The sequence below is a fragment of the Streptomyces sp. NPDC055287 genome, from assembly GCF_053646035.1.
This window is the reverse complement of sequence record NZ_JBSHNE010000019.1, coordinates 87,707-110,808: the sequence shown is the minus strand read 5'-3', so window position 1 is coordinate 110,808 and position 23,102 is coordinate 87,707. Positions and strand designations below refer to the sequence as shown.

At 72.4% G+C, this 23,102-nt stretch carries 19 protein-coding genes; 5 read left to right on the top strand and 14 right to left on the bottom strand.

Annotation, left to right across the window (positions count from 1 at the left end; translation table 11 throughout):
* Positions 1–133: 133 nt before the first annotated feature.
* Entirely contained in the window at positions 134–1,618 is a 1,485-nt protein-coding gene (locus ACWIHY_RS26230) for an MFS transporter (protein ID WP_454378141.1), read from the bottom strand.
* Between the two features lie 62 nt (positions 1,619–1,680).
* Between ACWIHY_RS26230 and ACWIHY_RS26225 the strand changes: the two genes are divergently transcribed.
* Positions 1,681–2,661, top strand: coding sequence for a helix-turn-helix transcriptional regulator (locus tag ACWIHY_RS26225; RefSeq protein WP_454378140.1), 981 nt, complete (start codon positions 1,681–1,683; stop codon positions 2,659–2,661).
* A gap of 109 nt (positions 2,662–2,770) precedes the next feature.
* Here the strand turns inward: ACWIHY_RS26225 and ACWIHY_RS26220 are convergent, their stop codons facing one another.
* Positions 2,771–3,769, bottom strand: a complete 999-nt coding sequence (locus tag ACWIHY_RS26220) for a sigma-70 family RNA polymerase sigma factor (protein ID WP_454378139.1) — start codon at positions 3,767–3,769, stop codon at positions 2,771–2,773.
* A 163-nt stretch (positions 3,770–3,932) separates the two neighbouring features.
* On the opposite strand from ACWIHY_RS26220, the gene ACWIHY_RS26215 reads away from it, so the two are divergent.
* The gene (locus ACWIHY_RS26215) at positions 3,933–4,502 is read left to right on the top strand and encodes an N-acetyltransferase family protein (RefSeq protein ID WP_454378138.1); all 570 of its coding nucleotides are present in this window, start codon (positions 3,933–3,935) and stop codon (positions 4,500–4,502) included.
* 48 nt (positions 4,503–4,550) lie between these two features.
* Positions 4,551–5,567, top strand: a complete 1,017-nt coding sequence (locus tag ACWIHY_RS26210; RefSeq protein WP_454378137.1) for a questin oxidase family protein — start codon at positions 4,551–4,553, stop codon at positions 5,565–5,567.
* Positions 5,568–5,615: 48 nt separating this feature from the next.
* Here the strand turns inward: ACWIHY_RS26210 and ACWIHY_RS26205 are convergent, their stop codons facing one another.
* Positions 5,616–6,386 carry a dioxygenase family protein gene (locus ACWIHY_RS26205; protein WP_454378136.1) on the bottom strand — a complete coding sequence of 257 codons (771 nt, stop codon included), beginning with the start codon at positions 6,384–6,386 and terminating at the stop codon, positions 5,616–5,618.
* A gap of 92 nt (positions 6,387–6,478) precedes the next feature.
* Here ACWIHY_RS26205 and ACWIHY_RS26200 point away from each other — a divergent pair, with 92 nt between their 5' ends.
* A complete protein-coding gene (locus ACWIHY_RS26200; protein ID WP_454378135.1) occupies positions 6,479–6,970 on the top strand; it encodes a MarR family winged helix-turn-helix transcriptional regulator in 492 nt (163 codons plus the stop codon).
* 81 nt (positions 6,971–7,051) lie between these two features.
* Here ACWIHY_RS26200 and ACWIHY_RS26195 read toward each other — a convergent pair whose 3' ends face one another.
* A complete protein-coding gene (locus tag ACWIHY_RS26195) occupies positions 7,052–8,578 on the bottom strand; it encodes an MFS transporter (protein WP_454378134.1) in 1,527 nt (508 codons plus the stop codon).
* Positions 8,579–8,659: 81 nt separating this feature from the next.
* Positions 8,660–9,316, bottom strand: coding sequence for a TetR/AcrR family transcriptional regulator (locus ACWIHY_RS26190; RefSeq protein WP_454378133.1), 657 nt, complete (start codon positions 9,314–9,316; stop codon positions 8,660–8,662).
* 282 nt (positions 9,317–9,598) lie between these two features.
* On the opposite strand from ACWIHY_RS26190, the gene ACWIHY_RS26185 reads away from it, so the two are divergent.
* A complete protein-coding gene (locus ACWIHY_RS26185; RefSeq protein ID WP_454378132.1) occupies positions 9,599–10,906 on the top strand; it encodes a M6 family metalloprotease domain-containing protein in 1,308 nt (435 codons plus the stop codon).
* Here the strand turns inward: ACWIHY_RS26185 and ACWIHY_RS26180 are convergent.
* The 9 genes from ACWIHY_RS26180 to ACWIHY_RS26140 form a co-directional block, all read right to left on the bottom strand.
* Positions 10,893–12,578 carry a class I adenylate-forming enzyme family protein gene (locus tag ACWIHY_RS26180; protein WP_454378131.1) on the bottom strand — a complete coding sequence of 562 codons (1,686 nt, stop codon included), beginning with the start codon at positions 12,576–12,578 and terminating at the stop codon, positions 10,893–10,895. The genes ACWIHY_RS26185 and ACWIHY_RS26180 overlap by 14 nt on opposite strands.
* Positions 12,579–12,705: 127 nt before the next feature.
* The gene (locus tag ACWIHY_RS26175; protein ID WP_454378130.1) at positions 12,706–13,716 is read right to left on the bottom strand and encodes an NAD-dependent epimerase/dehydratase family protein; all 1,011 of its coding nucleotides are present in this window, start codon (positions 13,714–13,716) and stop codon (positions 12,706–12,708) included.
* An 8-nt stretch (positions 13,717–13,724) separates the two neighbouring features.
* On the bottom strand, positions 13,725–14,429 hold the full coding sequence (locus ACWIHY_RS26170) for a 4'-phosphopantetheinyl transferase family protein (RefSeq protein ID WP_454378129.1): 705 nt from the start codon (positions 14,427–14,429) through the stop codon (positions 13,725–13,727).
* Complete coding sequence (locus ACWIHY_RS26165) at positions 14,426–15,559, bottom strand: hypothetical protein (RefSeq protein WP_454378128.1); 1,134 nt, start codon at positions 15,557–15,559, stop codon at positions 14,426–14,428. Before ACWIHY_RS26165 ends, ACWIHY_RS26170 begins: the two co-directional genes overlap by 4 nt.
* Positions 15,556–16,257 carry an HAD-IA family hydrolase gene (locus ACWIHY_RS26160; protein ID WP_454378127.1) on the bottom strand — a complete coding sequence of 234 codons (702 nt, stop codon included), beginning with the start codon at positions 16,255–16,257 and terminating at the stop codon, positions 15,556–15,558. The genes ACWIHY_RS26165 and ACWIHY_RS26160 overlap by 4 nt, the downstream gene beginning before the upstream one ends.
* Entirely contained in the window at positions 16,250–17,497 is a 1,248-nt protein-coding gene (locus ACWIHY_RS26155; protein WP_454378126.1) for an ATP-grasp domain-containing protein, read from the bottom strand. Before ACWIHY_RS26155 ends, ACWIHY_RS26160 begins: the two co-directional genes overlap by 8 nt.
* Positions 17,498–17,642: 145 nt before the next feature.
* Entirely contained in the window at positions 17,643–20,195 is a 2,553-nt protein-coding gene (locus ACWIHY_RS26150; RefSeq protein WP_454378125.1) for a non-ribosomal peptide synthetase, read from the bottom strand.
* On the bottom strand, positions 20,192–21,802 hold the full coding sequence (locus ACWIHY_RS26145; RefSeq protein WP_454378124.1) for an amino acid adenylation domain-containing protein: 1,611 nt from the start codon (positions 21,800–21,802) through the stop codon (positions 20,192–20,194). The genes ACWIHY_RS26150 and ACWIHY_RS26145 overlap by 4 nt, the downstream gene beginning before the upstream one ends.
* Positions 21,781–23,100 (bottom strand): enoyl-CoA hydratase/isomerase family protein, encoded by a 1,320-nt coding sequence (locus tag ACWIHY_RS26140; RefSeq protein ID WP_454378123.1) that lies wholly within the window; start codon positions 23,098–23,100, stop codon positions 21,781–21,783. Before ACWIHY_RS26140 ends, ACWIHY_RS26145 begins: the two co-directional genes overlap by 22 nt.
* Positions 23,101–23,102 lie beyond the last annotated feature (2 nt).

Below are 23,102 nucleotides of genomic sequence, written 5' to 3'. Positions count from 1 at the left end.
CTGTGGTTTATCTCGCAGAGTACGGCCAGGTTGCGCGCATGTAAACAGATTCGGGCACGAGTGGGCACATCCGGGCCCGTACGGCGACGGCGCCCGTGTCCGAGGGACACGGGCGCCGTACAGGAGTCGCGGGTCAGGAGGTGAGGGCCGGCTCCTTCGCCGGTGAGGCCTCCACGGCCGCTTCCGTGCCCACGTGGGGCCGCCTCGGCAGGGCGAACATCAGGCAGAAGATGACCACGAGCACCGCCGTCGCCCACCACAGCGCGTTCTGGAACGCGTCCACGAAGGCCATGCCCACCGCCCCGGGCGCGAGGCCGTCGTCGATCACGCCGAAGAAGACGACCGAGACCAGGCCGAGGCCCAGCGCGTTGCCCATCTGCTGCATCGTGTTGATCAGGCCGGACGCCGAGCCCGCGTGCTCGCGCGGGACGTCGGACAGCACCGCGTCCGTCAGCGGCGCCACGATCAGGCCCATGCCGAGCCCCATCACCACGAGCGGCAGCGCCATCTGCCAGGAGTGGATGGCCGTGCCGTACCGGTCGGCCTCCCAGATGTAGATCAGCAGTCCGGCCGCCATCGTCAGCGCGCCCGCCTGGAGGACCTTCCGCCCGAAACGCGGGACGAGCTTCTGTACGGAAATGCCGGCCGCCAGCGACACCGCGATGGAGAACGGGATGCCCGTCGTGCCCGCTCGCAGCGCGCTCCAGCCGAGGCCGATCTGCATGTACAGCGTCCAGACGAGGAAGAAGATGCCCAGCGCCACACCGAAGGTCAGCTGCACCGCGACGCCCGCCGCGAAGCTCTTCACCTTGAACAGGGACAGCTCGACGAGGGGTGAGCCGTCCTTGCGGGTCTTGTAGCGCTCGTACGCGACGAAGAGCGCGAAGACCGGCAGGCTGCCGACCATCGAGAGGTGACCCCACAGCGGCCAGTCCAGCTCCTCGCCGCGGGTCAGCGGGTAGATCAGCATGAGGAGGCCGAGCGTCGCGAGCGCCACCCCGAGGAGGTCCAGGCGCAGGGCCTTGGGCGCCTTCGACTCGGTGATGAAGCGCGCGCCGAGAATCAGGCCGGCGATGCCCACCGGGAGGTTGATGAGGAAGATCGGCCGCCATTCCAGGCCGAACAGGTTCCACTCGGTGAGCAGCGCGCCCAGCATCGGTCCCGACACGGCGCCGAGGCCGACGATCGCGCCGAAGAGGCCGAAGACCTTGCCGCGCTCGTGTGCGGGGAAGGTGGCGTGGACGATCGACAGGACCTGCGGCACCATCAGGGCCGCCATCGCGCCCTGGAGGATGCGGGACGCGACGAGGATGTCCGAGTCGCCGGCGAATCCGCAGAGCGCGGAGGCGAGCGTGAAGCCGCCGATGCCGACCAGGAAGAGCCGCTTGCGGCCGTAGATGTCACCGAGCCTGCCGCCCGTGATCAGCCCGGCGGCGAAGGCCAGGGCGTATCCCGCGGTGATCCACTGGATCGCGCCGAACGTGGCGCCCAGGTCCTTCTGGATGCTGGGGATCGCTATGTTGACGATCGTCACGTCGACCAGGTCCATGAAGGCGGCGGTCATCACGATGGCGAGCGCGAACCACCGGCGGCGGTCGGGCGGGGCTGTTGAAGTCATACGAGCGAGACTAGAGCGCATGTAGGACAGATCATGTCCCACATGGACGGCATCCTGGGAACATGACGACCGACACACCGGCCCGGCTGCTGCAACTGCTCTCGCTGCTCCAGACGCCCCGTGAATGGCCGGGCAGCGAGCTCGCCGAACGGCTGCGCGTCAGCCGTCGCACCGTACGGCGCGACGTCGACCGGCTGCGTGAACTCGGCTATCCCGTACAGGCGACGATGGGCGCGGACGGTGGCTACCGGCTCGTCGCGGGCAAGGCCATGCCGCCGCTGGTGCTCGACGACGAGGAGGCCGTGGCCATCGCGGTGGGGCTGCGGGCCGGGGCGGGGCACGCGGTCGAGGGGATCGAGGAGGCGTCCGTACGGGCGCTGGCGAAGCTGGAGCAGGTCCTGCCGTCCAGGCTGCGCCGGCAGGTGTCGACGCTTCAGGCCGCCACCATTCCGCTGACCAGCGGCGACGGGGCGACGATCGACCCCCGCACGCTGACCGTGATGGCGGGCGCGGCGACCGGCCAGGAGCGGCTGCGGTTCGGCTACCGGGCGGGGGACGGGTCCGAGACCAGGCGTCTCGTCGAGCCGCACCGGCTGGTCAGTACGGGGCGGCGCTGGTATCTCGTCGCGTTCGACCTGGACCGGGACGCCTGGCGTACGTTCCGCGTCGACCGGGTCAGCGAACCGTTCGCCACGGGGGCGCGCTTCTCGCCCAGGGGGCTGCCGAGCGGGAACGCCGCCGAGTTCATCCGGCAGTCCCTCAACCGGTCCCAGTCGCGGTACCGGGTGGTGGCGACGTTCGACGCGCCCGCGGAGTTCGTGGCGGCCCGGCTGCCGGCCTCGCTCGGCACGCCGGAGCCGGTGGAGGGCGACGACAGCCGCTGCCGGCTCGATGTCACGTCCACCGACTCGATGGAGTGGCTGGGGATCCGACTCGCCCTGGTGGACTGCGAGTTCACGGTGTCCGAGCCGCCGGAACTCGTGGACTACCTGGCCGGGCTCGGCGGCCGGATCAGCCGTGCGACCGGCGGCCGGGAACAGTAGACACGGCTGGGAACAACGGCCGGGAGCAGCAGACCCGGGTGAGCCCCGGCGCCGGGGGGAGGGCACCGGGGCTCGGTCCCGGGAAGGACACGTACTCCGCTCGGACCGCTTACGCGGCCGATTCGAAGCCCGTGTCGTGGGCCAGGCGCTTCAGCTCCAGCAGAGCGTGCTTCTCGATCTGCCGGATGCGCTCGCGCGTCAGTCCGTGCTGCTTGCCGACCTCGGTCAGGGTCCGCTCGCGGCCGTCCTCGATGCCGTACCGCATGCGGATGATGGAGGCCGTGCGCTCGTCGAGGTGGCCTATGAGGCCCTCCAGCTCCTCGCTGCGCAGCAGCGAGAGCACCGACTGCTCCGGCGAGACCGCCGAGGTGTCCTCGAGCAGGTCGCCGAACTGTGTCTCACCGGCGTCGTCGACCGGCATGTTGAGCGAGACCGGGTCGCGCGCCCAGTCCAGGACGTCGCTCACGCGCTGGGGCTTGGCCTCCAGTTCGGCGGCGATCTCCTCGTGCTCCGGGTCGCGCCCGTGCATGCGGTTGAACTCGCGCTGCACGCGCCGGATGCGGCCCAGTTCCTCCACGAGGTGGACGGGGAGCCGGATGGTGCGGGACTGGTCGGCTATGGACCGGGTGATGGCCTGCCGGATCCACCAGGTCGCGTACGTCGAGAACTTGAAGCCCTTCGCGTAGTCGAACTTCTCGACGGCGCGCACCAGGCCCGCGTTCCCCTCCTGGATCAGGTCCAGCAGGGGCAGGCCGCTGCGCGGGTAGCGCCGCGCGACAGCCACGACGAGGCGGAGGTTGGAGCGGATGAAGAGGTCCTTCGCGCGCTCGCCCTGGGCGACCAGCGCTTCCAGCTCCTCGCGGGAGGCGCCGTCCGCCTCGCTCTCCACCTCCTTGTCGAGGATCTGCTGGGCGTACACGCCCGCCTCGATGGTCTGTGAGAGGTCGACTTCCTTTGCGGCGTCGAGCAGCGGCGTCCGTGCGATTTCGTCGAGGTACATGCCGACCAGGTCACGGTCGGCGATCTCCCCGCCTGCGGCGCGAACGCTGCGTACCCCGCCGGACCCGCTGCTGGCGGTCTGACGACGGGCGACGGCACGGGTTGCCATGCGTGCTCCCTTGCGTAAGTAGGTCGCGATTGGTTGGCTGCCGGACTCCCTTCGGGTGCCCTGCTTCCGATGGAAACAACGACTGGAATCCGGACAGAATTCCCCTGGCGTGCATTCATTTTCGTGATCTTGCAGTACCCTGTCGGCCCCCGAGGGGAGACGCATGCCGCAGGAACACTCAGAGGTGCAGGTCAGCGCGGGCACGGAGGCCGATCTCGGCGCCCTCACCGACCTGTACAACCATTACGTCCGCGCGACGGCGATCACGTTCGACACCGCCGTTTTCACCCCCGAGCAGCGCCGCCCGTGGCTGCGCTCCCACCCTGAAGACGGCCCGCACCGCCTCCTGGTTGCTCGCGAGGTCCGCTCCGGCCGCATTCTGGGTTACGCGACGAGCAGCCCCTTCCGGACGAAGGCCGCCTACTCCACCTCCGTCGAGGTGAGCGTGTACTGCGCCCCGGACACCGGCGGCCGCGGCATCGGCACCCTGCTGTACAAGGCGCTGTTCGAGGCCCTGGAGGGCGAGAACCTCCACCGCGCCTACGCCGGCATAGCCCAGCCCAACGAAGCATCCGCACGGCTCCATACCCGCTTCGGCTTCCGCCATGTCGGTACGTACCGCGAAGTCGGCCTTAAGTTCGGCCGCTACTGGGACGTTGCCTGGTACCAACGGCCCCTGGGACCGGGTCCCGCGGACCAGGACCCGGCCCGGGCCGAGCACGGCCCGGCCTAGGTCCGGCGCCCGTTACGCCCGCCGGCCCCCGCCCCTAGTCTCCGGCGCATGGACACCACGGGCACACTCGACGAAGCACTGGAGCGCCTCCACACCCATGGCCCCGAGCGCCTCGGCCGGCTCACCAATCACGCCCCCATGTCCGTGGAAGCGCTCGCCTCGAACGGGCAGGCCGGATCCGTGCACCGCTGGCTGGATCTGTACGCCGCGAGGCTGGAGGACTTCCCCTCCCCCGTCGCCCCGGTGACGGACGGCAACTGGCATGCGGCGCTGGGCGATCCCCGCCGGGCCGCCGACTGGATCGCGTACTTCATGCGGCATGTGGCGGAGCAGCCGTGGCAGGACGTGCTCGCCCTCTGGTGGCCGCGGCTGCTGCCGGGCATGTACGGCAGCTCCTCGCACCCGGTGATCCGGGTGGGCCATGCGATCCGCACCCTGCTGGCGGGCGGCGAGAACGCCCCCCGCCGCACCGAGCTCGCCCACGGCCTCGGCTACTGGGCCGCCCGCCACCTGCCCGTCCGGCCGCCCGCCCCGCTGCCCGGCGCACGCACCGCCGCCGGAGCGCTGGACGCCGTACCGCCGATCGGCCTACGGCGAGGGGGCTTCCCGGACCGCCTCCAACGGGTCACGCGGCTCCCGGTGTGGGAGGGGGCGCTCGCCCCGGCGGACCCGGACGAGGCCCGGCGGAAGCTGGCGGAGCTGGTGCGCGCGGCCACCCACCGGTACGCCACGCACGGCCACGGCGACGAGACGATGCTGGTCCACGCGGCGACGGCCCCGAACGCCGTCCTTCGCGCGCTCCCCGCCCTCCCCCGCGCCCTGTGGGCGCCGAGCCTGCACGCCGCCTGGACCGCGTCGGCCGCGGTCACCTCGATGTACGCCCCGGACGCGCCCGTGCCGTACGCCGCACCGGGCTCCGTCACGCCCGGAGAGGTCTTCGAGCGGGCGGCGGCACACGGCGACGAGCACGTCGTCAAGCTCACCGACACCGCGCTCGACGTGGGCGACGAGCGGGCGCTGGCGGCCGCCCTGCGCGCGATCGAGCTCAGCGAGCCGCTGGCCTGATCGCCGTCACCCGCCACCCGTCGCCCGTCGCCCGTCGCCCGTCGCCCGTCACCCGAACTGCAACGACCGCTTCGCCAGCCCCATCCAGAAGCCGTCGATCACATGGCGCTGACTCCCCAGGTCGCCCATCGAGGCGCCCAGCGTCACGAACAGCGGCGCGAAGTGCTCGGTGCGCGGGTGGGCGAGCCGGCCGGCCGGGGACTTGTGCTCGAAGTCGAGCAGCGCGTCCACGTCCGCCGCCGCGAGCGCCTCGCGCCCCCACGCGTCGAACTCCGCCGACCAGCCGGGCACTCCCCCGCCCGGGTGCCGCAGCGCGGCGAGGTTGTGGGTGAAGAATCCGCTGCCGACGATCAGTACGCCCTCGTCGCGCAGCGGCGCCAGCTTGCGCCCGATGTCCATCAGCCGCTGCGGGTCGAGCGAGGGCATGGAGATCTGCAGTACGGGAATGTCGGCCGCCGGGAACATCTCGACCAGCGGGACGTACGCCCCGTGGTCGAGCCCGCGGTCCGGAATGTCCTGGACGGGAGTACCGGCGCCGCGCAGCAGCTTCCGTACGGATTCGGCGAGTCCGGGGGCGCCGGGCGCGGCGTACTCCACGCGGTAGTAGTGCTCGGGGAAGCCCCAGAAGTCGTAGACGAGCGGGACGGTCCCAGTGGCGCCGAGGGCGAGCGGGGTCTCCTCCCAGTGGGCGGAGACCATCAGGATCGCGCGCGGCCGGGGCAGCTCCGCGGACCAGGCCGCGAGCTGGCCGGGCCAGACGGGGTCGTCGGCCAGCGGCGGGGCGCCGTGGCTCAGGTAGAGGGCGGGCACACGCTCCATGGCCGAACCTTCCTTGAAGTTTCAAGCTCTTGTCGGTACGACCCTAGCTCCATCTAGTTTAACTTTCAAGAAGTGAGTCGTAGAGTGGTGACATGACGACGGCACCTCGCTGGCTCAGCGAACAGGAACAGCGCACCTGGCGCGCCTACCTCCAGGCAACCACGCTCCTGGAGGACCACCTCGACCGCCAGCTCCAGCGCGACGCCGGAATGCCGCACGTCTACTACGGCCTGCTCGTCCAGCTCGCCCAGGCGCCGCAGCGGCAACTGAGGATGACCGAGCTGGCCCGCATCGCCAAGATCACCCGCTCCCGGCTCTCGCACGCCGTCGCCCGTCTGGAGCGCAACGGCTGGGTGCGCCGCGAGGACTGCCCGTCCGACCGGCGCGGGCAGAACGCCGTGCTGACGGACGAGGGGTACGCGGTCCTGAAGCAGACGGCGCCCGGCCATGTCGCCACCGTCCGCCAGGCGATGTTCGACCGCCTCACGCCGGAGCAGGTGCGCCAGCTCGGCGAGATCATGCGCGTGATGGCCGAGGGGCTCCAGCCCAAGGACACGGACGCGGACCTGCCCTGGCTCCGCTAGTGCGGTCTCCCCTGCTCGAGCGAAGCCGAGAGCTTGGGGAAGGAGCCAGGGCAGGCAGGGGCCGGTACGGAGACCGGGGTGTCAGTGCGCGATGACGGGGATCTTCATCTCGTCCTCGGCGTGCGCGGCGTCGCCGTCACCCGCGCCCGCGACCGTCGTCGTACCCGGACGGCCGGTGTTGATCAGCGTCAGCGCGATGGTCGCGGAGATGGCCAGGATGCCGACCGCCCACCAGATGGCACTGGCGTACCCGTGCACCATCGCCTGTGCCTGGAGCAGCTGCGCGTTCGTGGCGCCGGCGGCGTGCGAGGCGACGTACGCCGTGGTGGCGCTGGCCGCGATGGTGTTGAGCAGCGCCGTACCGATCGCGCCGCCCACCTGCTGCGAGGTGTTGACCATGGCCGAGGCCACGCCCGCGTCGCGCGGCTCGATGCCGTGCGTCGCCAGTGACATGGCCGGCATGAACGCCGTACCCATGCCCAGACCCAGCAGCAACTGCGCCGGCAGGATCAGTCCGGCGTACGACGAACCGATCTCCAGCTGCGTCAGCAGCAGCATGCCGAGCGCCGCGACCAGGAAGCCGGGGCCCATCAGGTAGCGGGGCGCCACCCGTGTCATGAGGCGGGCACCGACCTGGGTCGAGCCCGTGATCATGCCCGCGATCATCGGCAGGAAGGCGAAGCCGGTCATGACGGGCGAGTAGCCCTTCACGATCTGGAGGTAGTACGTGAGGAAGAGGAAGAGCCCGAACATCGCGATGACGGCGAGACCCAGCGACAGGTAGACACCGCCGCGGTTGCGCTCCATGAGCACGCGCAGCGGCAGCAGCGGCGACTTGACCTTCGACTCGACGAACACGAAGGCGGCGAGCAGCACGGCCGAGGCGATGAACAGGCCGACGGTCGCACCCGCCGCCCAGCCGTCCGACTCGGCGCGCGTGAAGCCGTACACCAGCGCGACCAGACCCAGCGTGGAGAGCACCACGCCCGGGATGTCGAGCGGCGAGCGGTTGCGGCCGCCGGCCGGCTCACGAATCACGAAGTAGGCACCGGCCGCCGCGACGATCGCGAACGGGATGTTGACGAAGAAGGTCCAGCGCCAGTCCAGGTACTCGGTGAGGAAGCCGCCCAGGATCAGGCCGACCGCGCCGCCGCCGCCCGCTATGGCGCCGAAGATGCCGAAGGCCTTGGCCCGCTCCTTCACGTCGGTGAACGTGACCGCGAGCAGCGAGAGCGCGGCCGGCGCGAGCAGCGCGCCGAAGGCGCCCTGGAGGGCGCGCGAGCCCAGCATCATCGCCTCGTTGGTGGCCGCGCCGCCGAGTGCGGAGGCGGCGGCGAAGCCGAGCAGGCCGACGGTGAAGGTGCGCTTGCGGCCCCACAGGTCGGCGATGCGGCCGCCGAAGAGCAGCAGTCCACCGAAGGCCAGGGCGTACGCCGTGATGACCCACTGGCGGTTGGCGTCGGAGATCCCGAGGTCCCGCTGGGCCGACGGCAGCGCGATGTTCACGATCGTCGCGTCGAGCACCACCATCAGCTGGGCGAGGGCGATGAAGACCAGCGCTTTCCAGCGGTTCGGATCAGGGAGGACGGTGTCGGCTGTTTTTGGCATGGAGGTATCCACCTAAGGGTGCGAAGAGGCGAAAAGGTACGTAAGTAAGGGGGGCGGGGTCGGGGCGAAGTCGGGCGGGAGTCACGATTCCCGGCGCAGGTCCTCCAAGGTCGCGGGAGAGCCGGGGAGAACGGAGCGGGCCGGTGCCTCCAGGCCGTCGAGGAAGAGTTGCAGGTGCCGGTGCACGAACTGGTCGAAGTCCATGCAGGCACTGCCCGGCAGCGGCCGGGTGAGCTGGGAGAGAGCGACCAGCAGGTCGCCGACGGCCACGTCGTCGCGGAGCCGGCCGGCCTGCCGCGCGCGCGCCATGAGGCCGTCGACGGCCTCTTCGAGGCGCTTGCGCTCGGCGAGCAGTTCCGGGTGGTCCTTGTCAAAGCCGCCGGAGAGCATCGGGCACAGCGCGCCGATGCGCTCGTCGGCGGCCGCGTGGACGAAGCGGCGCAGCGCGTCGAACGCGTCGCCCTCCTCGGCGGTCGCGGCCGCCGCCTGGTCGGTGGTGCGGGACATGACGGAGACGACCACGTGGTGGATCAGGTCCCCTCGGTCGGGGAAGTGCCGGTACAGCGTCGCGTTGCCGACGCCCGCGCGGCGGGCGATCTCGTCGAGCGGGACCTCGGGGCCGAACTCGACGAACATCTCGCGCGCGGCCGCGACGATCCGCTCCCGGTTGCGCAGGGCGTCGGCCCGCGGGCGCGGGGCACGGCGCTGAGCGGTTTCGGTGCGGGTGACGGTGGCCACGGCGCTTCCTTTCGGGCGGGTGTTTCGTGCGTCGCGCGAGGCCGTCTCGTGATCTCGCGTACACAACCGGGGATCGAGTCCCCGCTTCGGCGGACACAGATGCAAACGGGGAGAGTGTCCCCGGTTATTTCCCGAAGTCGAACATGTGACCCGGATCACAAGTGAAGCCGGAAGTTCCCACGATCGGGCCACCCAGCGGGCGCCCGGACGGCCCCAGGCACAGGGTGATCGCACGAGAGCAGTCAGGGACGGCCGGCTGCCGCGGACCCCGAAGGCGAATCTATGCAGCAGACCCGCCCCCGGATACGCAAGCCCCGCCACATCGTCAGCGTCGCTGCCCTGACCGGCCTCGCCCTCACCTCCGTCACCTCCGCCGAATCCCTGCTCGCCAACGGCTCGAAGGCCTCGGCCGGCCCGGTGGCCGCAGCCGACCGTACGGCTTCGGTGCCCGACGAAGCCGCCCTCAAGCCGTGCCGGATCGCGGGCACCATGGGCGTGCAGATGTCGGAAGGACTCCCGACGCCGCCCGGCTTCGCCCGCTCCACAGGCGATGTGCTCGCCCTCACCCTCATGATCGACTTCTCGGACGCGCCGGGGGAGGGCCCGGCGCGCGACCGGTTCGAGGAGTTCTTCCCGCAGACGACGAAGTGGTTCACGACGAGCTCGTACGGGCGCATGCGCTACCGGCCCGTCGCGCCGTTCACCGAGTGGGTACGGATGCCGCTGCCCTTCGCGGAGTACGGCATCGACCGCGGCTCACCGTACGAACCCGGCTACCGCGGCCTCGTCGAGGACATCATCACGGAGACCGACGACCGGGTGAACTTCCGCGCGTACGACCTCGTCAACATCCTGGTCACACCCAATGCCGGGCCCTCGGCCCTGGACACCGTCCTGTCCGTCACCTTCTCCGGCAACGACGACGCGCCGCGCGCCGACGGCGTCCCGCTCGCCAACACGTCGTTCGTCTACAGCCGCCAGGACGACGGCTCGGGATCGTACGGCGAGACCGGCTTCCGGGTGCTGCCGCACGAGAACGGCCACGTCTTCGGGCTGCCGGACCTCTACACCGTGGACGGCGGCGGGGCCGTCGGGCACTGGGACATCATGTCGGAGGACTGGGGTGCCAACAACGACCTGCTGGGCTGGCACAAGTGGAAGCTCGGCTGGCTCGACAGCACGCAGATCCGCTGCGCGTCCGCGCGCGGCACCAGCGAGCACCTCCTGGCTCCGCTCGCGTCCCGCGACGACGGCGACCGGGCGAAGCTCGTGTTCGTACCCCTGACGGAGAGGACGGGTTACGCCGTGGAGGTCCGCACCCGGGCGGGCAACGACGACGCCGTCTGCAAGCCGGGCGTCCTCATCTACCGCGTCGACGCCGACGTCGACACCGGCAACGGCCCGGTGACCGTCGCCGACAGCGAGCGCGACAGCGGGGGCTGCACACGACGGCCCAATGTGCACGCGGAGCTGTCGGACGCGCCGTTCGAGGAGGGCGATACGTTCAGGGACCGTCAGCACGGGGTCCGGATCTCGGTGGACGACGAGGACGACAGCGGCAACTTCCGGGTCCGCGTCACCCGCCCCTGACGAACAGACCTGCGGTGGTGCGCAGTTCCCGCTTGAGGATCTTCCCGGTGGCGTTGCGGGGCAGCGGTTCGTCCCGGACGCGCACATGGGCGGGCACCTTGAACGCGGCGAGGTGCTTGCCGACGTGCGCGCGGAGCTCGTCCGCGCCGGCCGTGGCACCGGGCCGCAGCTGCACGACGGCGGCGACCTCCTCACCGAGGACGGGGTGCGGGATGCCGAGCACGGCCGCGTCGAGGACGTCCGGGTGACCGTGCAGCACGCTCTCGACCTCGACGCAGTACACGTTCTCGCCGCCCCGGACGACCATGTCCTTGATGCGGTCGACGATGCTGACCCGGCCGTCCCGCACGACCGCGAGGTCCCCTGTCCTGAACCATCCGCCGTCGGCGAACGCCTGCGCGGTCGCACCGGGATCGTTCCAGTACCCCCTGACGACCGACTGCCCGCGCAGCCACAGTTCACCGACCTCGCCGTCGGCCAGCGCCTGCCCGCCGGGACCCGCGATCCGCACCTCGGTGCCCGGGGCGGGCCGGCCGACGCTGCCGGGGTACGCGCGGTACGCCGCGCCGAAGTTGGCCATCACTCCGCCGCTGGTCTCCGTGAGCCCGTAGCCGTTGCGCGGCTCGACGCGCTCGCCGTACCGGGCGGTGAGCCGCCCGACGAGGCCCGCCGGGGCGGCGGCCCCGCCGGTGTTGAGCATGGCGAGGCTCTCCAGCCCGTCCCCGGCGGCTTCTGCGGCGTCCAGCAGCTGGAGGGCGGTGGCCGGCACACCGGCGTAGTGCGTGACCCGGTGCTCGCGGATCAGCTCGAGCGCCCGCCCGGCGTCCCACTTGTGCATGAGGACGAGGGTCCCGCCGGCCGCCATGACGGAGTACAGGGCGGTGAAGGCCGCGACATGGAAGAACGGGAACGTCATGAGGGACACGGGGGCGGGCCCCTGCCCCGGGATCCGCCCGCGCCCGAGCGCGGAGAGCGCGGCGTGGAAGCGGGGGTGCGTGGCGGCGCCGGCCTGGGCGAGGTGGGTGGCGACGGCGCCCTTGGGCCGCCCGGTGGTGCCGGACGTGTAGATGATGGTGGCGTCGTCCTCGGCCCGTACGTCGACGTCGGGCGGCCCGAGCAGCGGATCGGCAGCGCGAATCCCCTCGTACGGCTCGCCCCACTCCCCCGGGTCCCCGTGGAACACGATCACCCGGGGCCGCTCCTCGCGCCCCGCGAGCCAGGGCTCCACGCGCGGCAGCCGCTCGCCGTCGACGAGCAGCACGCGCGGCGCGCAGTCGTCCAGTGCGTACGCGAACTCCTCCCCGGTCCACCAGGCGTTGAGCGGCACGGCGACGAGTCCGGCCAACTGGGCCGCCCAGAAGGAGACCTGCCACTCGGGGTGGTTGCGCATGGCGATGACGGCGCGGTCCCCGGGCGCGAGCCCGTACTCCCCGGTGAACCGCCGGGCCAGCGCGCAGGCGGCGGCGAAGAACTCGCCGTACGTGTACGTCCCGCTGTCCGCCACCAGGAACGGCCGGTCCCCGTGTGCCCAGGTCACCTCGACGAACTCCCGCAGAGTCCGGGGCCCGCCGGCGTACAGCGGACTCCCGTCTTCCGCGCGCACGATCTCGAAGGGCGCCCCGGGGGCGGTCAGCGCGGCTTCGGCGGCGCGCAGCGGATCATTGTTCGACACGGACGAACCTCTCCAAGCGCTTGCTCAGCTCCCCGGACGCTATGCCGAGCGCCGCCTCGCGTCAAGATACGTGCACCAGCCATCTTCCTGCCTCCGGGCCCCAGGACGCCCTCCGGGCGGTGGTCCCTCACACGCCGGACGGGCCGGTTTTCGCGGCCACGGCGGCGAGGGCCTCCACCTCCTTCTCGGCGGACAGGCCGTCCGCCAGAGGCGGTGCCGTGTCCACGGGCAGCGCCAGACGCCAGGCCCAGGTGTCCCGCACCGTGTCCAGAACCGGACGGCAGCGCAGACCCGTGGCGAGGACCCGCGAGACGTCGCCCGCGTGCACCGCCGCGTGGAGCTCGCTGCCCGGCGGAGCCCAGATCGGCAGATCGCTCCAGCCCTCGACGCCCGCCGCCTCGACGGCCTCCGGGGAGGCCCAGCGCAGCTCGGCGTCCGACCCGGTGACCCGCACGCAGGAGTCCAGCAGTTCGCCCATGGTGGTGTGGTCGCGCGGACCCACCATGTTGTACGGACCGTGCAGACCGGCGTCCAGGGCGTCGAGCACCCAGGCCGCGAGGTCACGGGCGTCGACGTACTGCAGCGGGGTGTCGCGCGGGCCGGGGGCGAGCACCGGGCCGCCCCTGGCGATGCGCTCCAGCCACCAGGTCAGTCGGCCGGGGGTCTCACGCGGGCCGAGGATGAGCCCCGCCCGGACGATCAGGGTGCGCTCCTCGCCGAACTCCCGGAGCGCGGCCAGCTCTCCGCCGCGCTTGTCCGCCGGGTACTCCGTCGCGTCGGCGTCGGGGTCCCCCTCGGCCAGCGGGCCGTCCTCGTCCAGGCCGGCCGGGGCGGGCCAGGCGTACACCGAGCGGCTGGAGACGAAGGCGTAGCGGCCCACACGGCCGGACAGCAGCCGGGCCGCGTCGCGCACGGCGGACGGGCCGGAGGACCAGGTGTCGACGACCGCGTCCCACTCGCCGTCGGCGAGGGCGGCGAGACCGTCGGGCGCGGTGCGGTCCCCGTGCAGGACCCGCACGCCGACCGGCGCCGGGTGCTCGCCCCGGTGGAAGACGGTGACCTCCCAGCCACGGTCGCGCGCGGCCTCGGCGACCGCGCGGCCTCCGAAGTCGGTACCGCCGAGCAGCAACAGCTTCACAGCTTCCCCTACGCCTTCTCTGTGGTGGTGGTGGTTTCGTCCCGGGTCGCGACGGCCGCCGCGTATCCGGGGAAGGTGGGCAGGTCCGCGACCCGCCGGCCGGCGGCCGGCGCCGGTTCTTGCCCCGTACCCGACAGGACGGTGGACGGAGCCACGTTCAGCCCCGTACCGGTGGCCTTCAGGTACGCCTCTTTGCGGGTCCAGCACCGCGCGAACGCCGCGCCGCGCGCGCCCGGCGCCAGCGCCGCGAGCTCGCGCAGCTCGGCCGGGTGCAGGGCGGTCGTCGCGGTGGCCGCCGCCAGGTCCGGCCGCGGCACCTCCTCGACGTCCACGCCCACCGGCGCCGACGCCAGGGCGACGATCACGACGTCCCCCGCGTGCGACAGGGAGAAGTGCACGGGGGCGCCGGGTACGACGGGCCGCCCGTGCGGCCCGCCGCACCCGGTGCACGGCAGTCGGCCGATCGGAACGGCCGCCGGGTCCGTGCCGAGCCGCTCGCCGAGCAGGCGCCGCAGCGCGACATGGGCCACCCGGTAGCGGTCCCGGTCGGCACCGAGGCGGAACCCCGACAGGCGGGCCCGCTCGTCCGGGTCCAGGATCCGTTCGTGACGGGCCGCCTCGTCGGCGTACGCGGAAACCCTGCGCTGCCAGACCAGCTCCGGGCCGGGCGGTGTGCCGCCGGCCGGCGCGCGCTCGTCGGCGGCTGCCGTCACTTGGCCGTCCGGTCGCGGTAGGCGGCGAACCGCTCGGCGATCTCCTGGGCGCGGCCCTCCGCCTCCGAGAGCTTCATCTCGGCGCAGTCGTACCCGAGTTCCTCGGTCATGATGGCCATGGAGGAGGGCTCGAAGACGACGGTGCCGTCCGGGCGTATCTCGCTGATGCCGTCCTGCACCTGGCCCGAGAGGTTGATGGCGTGGGCCTGCTCCTCCGTCATGCCGTCCGGCAGCAGCGGCCGGAACTTGCCCGACTCGATCGCCACCGGGAAGCCGCCCAGCGCGCCGTCCGCACCGGGCGCGTGCACGACGGCGTCGCGGCCGTCGGCCAGCGGCTCCAGGACGCTGAGCGCCGAGGCCGCCGTCATGGTCTGTCCCGGCATGCCGCCGGTGCGGCGGTACTGCCCGGGAAGCCGGTTCAGCAGCGCCTCGATGTCCAGCTCCGCGGTGATGTCGCGGCCGTCGACGCGGATGCCGAGGCCCATGGCGGCCGGGCCGCTGTTGCCGTGGCGCGACAGGCGGTGCGAGACGTAGTGGTGGGCGACGAGCCGCACCTCGACGTCCGCGGTGCTGCGGCCGAGCTCGTCGGCGGCGGCGGCGGTGATGCCCGGGACGTTGTTGGCGACGTTGCCGATGCCGATGTCGGGGGACATGCCGATCGCGGTGAGCGCCGGGTGCACGGCGTCGGGGTAGGCCGCGTTGACGACGACGGCCTCGGTACCGGAGAGCTTGACGGCCTCCATGGCCTTCATCACCGGGACGAGGTGCATCGGCAGCCACGGGCCGTAGTTGGCGGCGTACACGCGCTGGAAGGCGGACGCCTCCAGGGTGGAGATGACCCACCACGACTGGTAGCTGGCTGCGAGGAAGATGACGTCGGGTGCGAAGGCCGCGATGCGTTCGGCGGTGCGCGCCACGTCGGTCAGGTCCGTGACGGCGTGGCTGACGGTGGGCGCGTGACCGCGCTGCACAGCGCAGAAGCGGGTCAGGTTGGCGGCGCGCAGCACCACTTCCTCGTCACGGCCGACGAGCTGCACATGCCGGTCGGCCGTGCTGTGGGCGAGCTCGTGGAAGGCGCGGCGGCCGATGTCGCCGGCGCCGAGGACCATGATCTTGCGGGGGCTGTTCATGAGGTACCTCCGAGGTGAGCGGTGGCGAGCGAGGAGGGGGCCGCGAGCCGGTGCGCGTCGCGGACGAGGCGGGGCAGTTCCCGCATGGAAGGGAAGGCGAGGGCGCCGTCGCGGTGCGGGCCGACGGCGGGATCGGCGGTGTACTGCAGCACCCGCATCCCGGCGCCGAGTGCGGCGTCCACGCCGACCGGGCTGTCCTCGACCACGACGCAGTCGTCCACGTCGGCGCCGCACTCGGCCGCCGCCCACAGGAACAGCTTCGGGTCCGGCTTCCAGGCGTTGATGTCGTACGCCGAGAAGAGCCGGCCCTCGAAGTGGTGCAGGATGCCCGACTTGCCGAGGCGGCTCGCCATGATGTCCGGCGGGCTGTTCGAGGCGACGCACATGCCGACGCCGAGGACGGAGCTCAGCTGCTCCAGGGCGTACGCGACACCCTCGATGGGCTCCAGCCAGGAGCCGATGAGCTCATCGCACTTGGCGCGGGCGAGCGCCATGGCGTCGGCCGGCGGTGCGGTGCCGGAGATCTCCTCCATCAGGTCGATGCACTCCTGCATCTTCTTTCCGGAGAAGAGCTCGTCCCGCCGCTCCTTGGTCAGGTGAAGACCCATCAGCTCGCCGATGTACGCGAGCCCGCCGTTCTCGGCGTCCTGGGTGTCGACCAGGACGCCGTCCAGGTCGAAGATGACGAACTCACTCATAAGTGATCCAGTCCACGTTCTCGATGGCGGCGACGGTCGCGGCCAGTTCCCGGTGGTTCGCGGCGGAGCCGATGACGGCCGCCGTGTTGCCGCGCGCGCCGATGCGCCAGTCCGCGGAGACGCCCGGCTCGGCCAGCACAGTGACGCGGTCCACGTTCGGCAGCCGGCGCAGGGCGGAGACGTTGCGGATCGACTTCACCCTGCGGGCGCCGGCGGGCGGCACGATCAGGTAGTGGAAGGCGATCGGCCCGTCCTTCATGACCTCGGGCGTCTCGTACGGCCGGCCGAGCGCGGCCGCGACCGCCACGTACGCGGGGTCCGACGTGCCCGAACGGACCGCGAGATCGTCGACCCAGGCACCGAGGCGGCCGTTGACCTCGATGACCCGGGGACCTTCGGCGGTCAGCTTGATCTCGACGTCGGCGACGCCGTGGATGTGCAGGGCGCGCACCGCGCGGCACGCCAGGTCGCGTACGGCGCGCTCCTCGTCCTCGGGGACGACGGAGAAGCCGCCGTAGCCTCCGCGCTCGCGGAACGGCTCGGCCAGCGCGAACTTGCTGGTCACGAAGACCGGACGGACGTCGTCGCCGTCCGCGACGCAGTCGACCGCGATGTAGTCGCCCCAGGGCGCCGGGGTGTCCCGGCCGACCAGCAGCTCCTCCAGCATCACGGCGGTCTCGGTGGGCCCCTCGCCGTCGCCGGAGAACATCTCCCCCAGGGCGGCGTGGCACTCCTCGGACGTCGTGACGGCCTGGGTGTTGCGGCTGGACGCGCCGATCACCGGCTTGATGATGGCGGGCAGTCCGACGTACGCGAGTGCCTCGTCCGCCTGCTCGGCCCCGGTGATCGTGCGGAAGCGGACACTGTCGACGCCCGCCTCGGCGAAGCGCTGCCGCTGGAGGTCCTTGTGCGTGATCGCGTCGACGTCGACGGGCCGGTGGTAGCGCAGTCCGAGCGCCTCGGCGAGCCGGACGGTGAGCGCGATCTGGAACTCGCTGAAGGTGATGATGCCCGCCGGGGCGAGCGCGCGCAGCGCGTCCACGAGCTCCGCCTCGGTGCGGCCCGCGGTGTCCACCACGGAGCCGACCGTCTCCAGCGTGGGGATCATCTCCCGCGCGTGGTCGGTGCCGGCCGTCACGAAGACCAGCGAGCAGCCGTTGTCCCGGGCGGCCTCCGCCAGCCGGGTCGGTGCGAGGCTCCCCGTGTCGTAGACGACGAGAAGCACCGGCTTGTCACTCATGGGTCAACCTCTGTGTTCCGGGGGCCCGTGCGGGGCAGGGGCCTGCGCCGAGGCGCGTGGACGTACGGGCGGATGTCGGGAAAAGGGGCGTGCCGGTCCTGCGGACTGTCGTCGGGTGACAGTCCGCAGGGGGTACGGCGCCGGATCAGGCCGCGGGGAATCCGCCGGCGCGGCGCGCCGTGGTCAGGGCCTTCGCGAGCGTCTCGACGGTCGAGGAGGTGAACAGCACCCGCACCGGGATCTCCAGGCCGAACTCCGCCTGGAGCCGCAGGGCAACCCGGGTCGCGGTCAGCGAGTCGCCGCCGAGCTCGAAGAAGTCGTCGTGGGCGCCGACCTCGTCGGCCCACAGCGCCTCGGCCCAGATGCGGGCGACGGCGCGCTCGGCGGGGGTGCGCGGCGCTACGAACTCGGCGTCCAGGCCGGTCCGTTCGCCGTCCGGGGCGGGCAGCGCGGTGCGGTCCGTCTTGCCACTGGTGGTGAGCGGCAGCCCGTCGAGGAAGACGAAGGCGCCGGGCACCATGTAGCCGGGCAGGCCACGCCCGCACCAGTCGCGCAGGGTGCCGACGTTCAGCGCGCGGCCGTGGGCCGGTACGCAGTACGCGACGAGCGCCTTCTCGCCGGGTACGCCGCCGGGCACGTCCTCCCGGACGGTCACGACGCAGGAGGCCACGTCCTCGTGGGCGAGGAGCGCCGACTCGATCTCGCCGAGCTCGATGCGGAAGCCGCGTACCTTCACCTGGTGGTCCAGGCGCCCCAGGAACTCCAGGTTCCCGTCCGGCAGCCACCGCACCAGGTCCCCGGTGCGGTACACGCGGGCCTGCGGCCCTTCGGCGGCGTGTGCCGGGAAAGGGTGCGCGGTGAACCGCTCCCGGGTCAGATCCGCGCGGCCGAGGTAGCCACGGGCCACGCCCTTGCCGCCGATGAGCAGTTCACCGGGTACGCCGACGGGTACCGGCCGGTCGGCCTCGTCCACCACGTACACCTCGGTGTTCGGGGTGGGGCGGCCGATCGGAACGGGGCCGGCCGCGTCGCGGATCTCGGCGACGGTGGCGTAGACGGTGGTCTCCGTCGGGCCGTAGCCGTTGACGACGCGGCGGCCCGCGCGCAGCATCTTCGCCGCCAGGTCGGCCGGCAGCGCCTCGCCGGCGGTGAAGATGCTCAGGTCGCGCGGCTCGGGCCGCTCGCCGAGGGCGTCGAGCAGCGGCCGCCAGGCCGACGGGGTGGCCTGGACGAGGGTGACGTCGTGCCGGTCGACGAGGCCGGCGAGCGCGCGCGGGGTGTGGACCTGTTCCCGGTCGGCGCCGATGATCCGGCCGCCGGTGATCAGGGGCAGGAACACCTCGACGTTCGCGATGTCGAAGGTCGCCGACGTGGTGAACAGGACCCGGTCGCTCGCGGGCGCCGGGAAGATCTCCCGCATCGCGAGGAGCAGGTTGACCAGCGAACCGAGGGCGATGGCGACGCCCTTGGGGGTGCCGGTGGACCCGGAGGTGTAGAGGACGTACGCGAGGTGGTCCGGCCCGGCGGCCGGCGCGGGATCCGTGCCGCTGCCGGCGGCGACGCGCTCGCGGTCGGTGTCGACGGCGACGAGCACGCGTCCCTCGCCCGCGAGCCGCCCGCGCAGGGACTCCTGCGTGACGACGACGGGCGCCGCGGTGTCGCGCAGGACGAAGTCGAGTCGGTCGACCGGGTGTTCGGGATCGAGCGGTACGTACGCCCCGCCCGCCTTCAGTACGGCGAGCAGCGCGACGATCAGCTCGGGACCGCGCTCCAGGCAGACGCCGACCGGGACGTCCGGCGCGACGCCGAGGGACCGCAGGTGGTGGGCCAGCCGGTTGGCGCGGACATTGAGCCCGGCGTACGTCACTTCCTCGTCGCCGAACACCACGGCGACCGAGTCGGGCGCCCGCCCGGCCCGCTCGGCCACCAGCTCTGCGACACCGCGTCCCGCCGGGAACCCGGCGGGGCGCACGCTCCACTCGGTGAGCAGCAGGTGCCGCCCGGCCTCGTCGAGGATGTCGAGGGCGTCCAGCGCGGCGTCGGGGTGCTCCGCGACGGAGGCGAGCAGAGTCAGGTAGTTCCCGGCGAACCGCTCGGCGGTCGCGGCGTCGAACAGCGCGGTGCTGAAGTCGACGTGGACCTCGATCTCCGCCCCCTCCCGGTCCGTGAAGACCAGCGCGAGGTCGGGCGGGCAGCTCCCGGCGGTCGCGGCGGTCGCGGCGGTCGCGGCGTCGGACGCGGCGAACAGCGCCTGGACGAGCGGGTGGTGGCTGGTGTCCGGCTCGGGCACGAGGGCCGCGACGAGCGCCTCGAACGGCACCTCCTGGCGGGCCTGGGCCTCCCGCACCGCGGCACCGGCCCGCTGCACCAGGTCCCCGAAGGTCGCCGCCGCCAGGTCGGTCCGTACGACCGCGAGTTCGCCGGCCAGCGGCGTGCCGACAGCCACGTCGTGGGCACGGCTCCAGCGGCCCAGCAGGAGCTGGTACGCCGCGAGCAGCACGACCGGGAGCGGCGCGCCGTATCCGGCCGCTGCCTTGCGCAGGGCGTCCGCCGTACCGGCCGGGACGGCCGCGGTACACCGGGCCGTGCCGGGCTCGCGCACCGAGGTGCGCGGGCGGTCGGCGGGCAGCTCCAGGGGTTCGAGGCCGGCCAGTGCGCCGCGCCAGTGGTCCAGGTGCAGCTCGGTCGCGTCTGTCATGACCCCTCCGGGGTGCCGAGGATCCGCGCCAGTGCTTTGCGGTCCGTCTTTCCGTTGTCGTTGAGCGGCAGGCCGTCCAGCCGGGTGATCCGCGCGGGCACCATGTGCAGCGGGACCTGCTCGCGCAGCCACGCGTCGAACCGCGCCGCGTCGGTCTCCCGGCCCGCGTAGGCGGCAACCAGCTCGGTCTCGCCGTCCGCCGTCGGGAGCGCGATCACCGCGACGTCGACGACCGCGGGGTGGCGGCGCAGTACCGCCTCCACCTCGCCGATCTCCACGCGGTGGCCGCGGATCTTGACCTGCTGGTCGAGCCGGCCGCAGTGCACCATGACGTCGCCGTCGCGACGGACCCGGTCACCGGTGCGGTACCAGTGCTGCTCGGTGAGGGGAGTCGTGCCGTCGTAGACGGTGGCCCGGCCGCCCTCTTCGTACGAGAGGAACCGGCCGGCGTTCTCGCGCGGATCGAGGTAGCCGTCGAACCGCTGCGGGCCGCGCACGCACAGTTCGCCCTCGTCCGCCGCGCGTCCGTCCTCGTCGAGCAGCACGCCCTCCATGCCCGGGTACATCGTGCCGATCGGGACCGTGCCGCCGGCGAATTCGGGCCAATCCGAACTCGGCCCGGTCAAGCGGTGGTTGGAGCAGCAGATGACCAACTCGGTCGGGCCGTACACATTGTGGATCTGCGAGTGCGGTGCCACCTCGCGCCAGAGCGCGACATGCTCGGCGGTGACCGGCTCGGCGCCGAACATGCTGTGCTTCAGCGTGACGCAGCGTCCCAGCGGGAGGTTGCCGAGCCGCTGGGCCTCGCGCACCACCGACGGCACCGAGAACCAGTGGGTCAGCTTCCGCTCCACGGTGAAGTCGACCGGCGTGTACAGGTCGGCCGCTGTCGGCACGACCAGGGTGCCGCCGCCGCCCCAGGTCGCGAAGAGGTCGAAGGCGTGCGCGTCGAAGGTCAGGCCGAAGACCTGGGTGAGACGGCTGCCCGGGGCGATCTCGTAGCGCGGGATGTTGTGTTCGAGGTACGGGGAGAACTGGCGGTGCAGGATCGGCACGCCCTTGGGCTGGCCGGTCGACCCCGAGGTGAACAGGATGTACGCCTCGCGTCCGAGGTCGCTCGGGACCGGCGGCAGCGTCTCCTCCAGCACCCCCTCCAGCAGGTCCGGGTCGGCGCGCTCGTCCTCGTCCAGCTCCAGCACGGTCGGCCGGTGGCGTTCGGGCAGGAGCCCGAACAGGCCGGCCGACCGGTCGTCCACGAGGGCGACGGTGACGCCGGCGCGCTGGGCGATGTCGAGGTTGCGCTGCTGCGGGTAGTCCGGGTTCAGCGGCACCACGGCCGCGCCGAGCCGCTGGATCGCCAGGTACCCGGCGTACGCGCCCACCGAACGGGAGGCGGCCAGCGCGACCCGGTCGGGCAGCCCGCCGTGCTTGTGCACGATGCGGGCGGCCAGGGTGAGGGCCAGACCGCGCAGCTCGGCGTAGCTCAGGACCTCGTCGCCGATCTCCAGGGCGGAGTGGTCCGGCAGGCGCAGGGCCGATTCCTCGAACCACTGGTACATCGTGCGGTGGGGGAGGGTGTCGGGGGTCATCGGTTCCTCGATATCCATGTGCGTTCCAAGTTCTCCACCAGGTCGCTGCTGGTCAGGCGTCTGCACTGCTCCACGGCGTACGTCGCCATGTAGTGCCGGAACACGTCTTCGGGTTCCTCGTGGGCGTGCAGGACGCGCCGGTTGTTGACGACGGCCGGGTTGGCCAGTTCGGCCGCGGCGGCCCGTACCGCCCTCTCCAGCCGGTCTGCCGGGACCGCCTCGTCGCACAGCAGCCGGCCCTCGGGCGAGGCGGCGTCGATCCGCCGGTCGGCGAAGATCGACTGCCGGGCCAGCCGGTTTCCGGCCACCCGGGGCAGCCGCAGGTTGGCGGCGCCCGGGATGATGCCCTCGCGCAGCGCGGGGAGGGTGAAGTAGGCGTCGTCCGCCGCGATCACGCGGTCGAAGACGAGCAGGATCTGCGCGCCGCCGCCGATCGCGAAGGTGTCCACCGCCGCGATCCACGGCTTCTCGACCGGCTCCGGCAGCCAGCCGGTGCCGTCGTCCGGGACGCTCAGCCCCCGGAAGATTTTGTTGATGTAGCCGAGTTCGCGTCCCAGGAAGAAGTCGATGAGCGAGATCTCGCCCTCGTACAGGCGGGTCAGGTTGATGCCCGCGCTGAACACCCGGCGCCCGGCATAGCGCGGGTGGGTCATCGCCGCGCCGCGCATCACGCCCACGCGCACCGAGTCGTCCAGGAGCACCAGGTCGACCGCCGCCTCCAGCGCCGCGACCAGCAGGTCGTCCTCCGCGTTGAGGAATCGTGTGTTGTGTACGGTCACCTCACCCGTGTCGCCCCGGCGCCGCACCGAGACGAGGCCGAAGTCGGCGTGGCCGGTCGACCGGAATCCGGGCAACGCGGCCAGCGCCTTCTGCGTCGGCCTGCGCATGGCCTCCATGAGGTGCCGGCCGGCCGTGGCGGAACGCAGCAGGCCCCAGAAGAAGATGCCGTGGTCGGTCTCCCGGCCCTCCTTGTCGCGCTGCGGCCTGCGCCGCTCCTCCTCGGTCTGCTCCTTCGTCGGTACGAGTCCGGGCATCAGCTCCGCCGCACGGGCGGCGAGGTCGTCCAGGCGCAGGAACTCGCGCTGCCCGTCGGTCAGTTCGGCGTACAGGCTGTCGGCGTGCTGCTCCATGAAGCGCCGCCGGGCCCGGCGGGCCGCCGTGTGCAGGAGGCCCGCCGCAGCGCGGTCCGCACCGGTGGTGCGCAGCGCGTCCTCGGTGCGGAGGAGGAAGGCGACGGTGGCCGAGCGGTCGTCGGCGTAACCCTGCCCGAGGGCGGGGGCCGACGCGGGTGCGCTCGTCGTCGTGTCCGTCGTCATGC

Excerpts from the sequence above, each read along its gene's own strand:
- ACWIHY_RS26145 (WP_454378124.1), bottom strand. The coding sequence starts at position 21,802 with ATGGATATCGAGGAACCGATGACCCCCGACACCCTCCCCCACCGCACG.
- ACWIHY_RS26210 (WP_454378137.1), top strand. The coding sequence starts at position 4,551 with ATGGACACCACGGGCACACTCGACGAAGCACTGGAGCGCCTCCACACC.
- ACWIHY_RS26140 (WP_454378123.1), bottom strand. The coding sequence starts at position 23,100 with ATGACGACGGACACGACGACGAGCGCACCCGCGTCGGCCCCCGCCCTC.
- ACWIHY_RS26155 (WP_454378126.1), bottom strand. The coding sequence starts at position 17,497 with ATGAGTGACAAGCCGGTGCTTCTCGTCGTCTACGACACGGGGAGCCTC.
- ACWIHY_RS26185 (WP_454378132.1), top strand. The coding sequence starts at position 9,599 with ATGCAGCAGACCCGCCCCCGGATACGCAAGCCCCGCCACATCGTCAGC.
- ACWIHY_RS26150 (WP_454378125.1), bottom strand. The coding sequence starts at position 20,195 with ATGACAGACGCGACCGAGCTGCACCTGGACCACTGGCGCGGCGCACTG.
- ACWIHY_RS26225 (WP_454378140.1), top strand. The coding sequence starts at position 1,681 with ATGACGACCGACACACCGGCCCGGCTGCTGCAACTGCTCTCGCTGCTC.
- ACWIHY_RS26200 (WP_454378135.1), top strand. The coding sequence starts at position 6,479 with ATGACGACGGCACCTCGCTGGCTCAGCGAACAGGAACAGCGCACCTGG.
- ACWIHY_RS26165 (WP_454378128.1), bottom strand. The coding sequence starts at position 15,559 with ATGAACAGCCCCCGCAAGATCATGGTCCTCGGCGCCGGCGACATCGGC.
- ACWIHY_RS26230 (WP_454378141.1), bottom strand. The coding sequence starts at position 1,618 with ATGACTTCAACAGCCCCGCCCGACCGCCGCCGGTGGTTCGCGCTCGCC.
- ACWIHY_RS26160 (WP_454378127.1), bottom strand. The coding sequence starts at position 16,257 with ATGAGTGAGTTCGTCATCTTCGACCTGGACGGCGTCCTGGTCGACACC.
- ACWIHY_RS26220 (WP_454378139.1), bottom strand. The coding sequence starts at position 3,769 with ATGGCAACCCGTGCCGTCGCCCGTCGTCAGACCGCCAGCAGCGGGTCC.
- ACWIHY_RS26215 (WP_454378138.1), top strand. The coding sequence starts at position 3,933 with ATGCCGCAGGAACACTCAGAGGTGCAGGTCAGCGCGGGCACGGAGGCC.
- ACWIHY_RS26195 (WP_454378134.1), bottom strand. The coding sequence starts at position 8,578 with ATGCCAAAAACAGCCGACACCGTCCTCCCTGATCCGAACCGCTGGAAA.
- ACWIHY_RS26205 (WP_454378136.1), bottom strand. The coding sequence starts at position 6,386 with ATGGAGCGTGTGCCCGCCCTCTACCTGAGCCACGGCGCCCCGCCGCTG.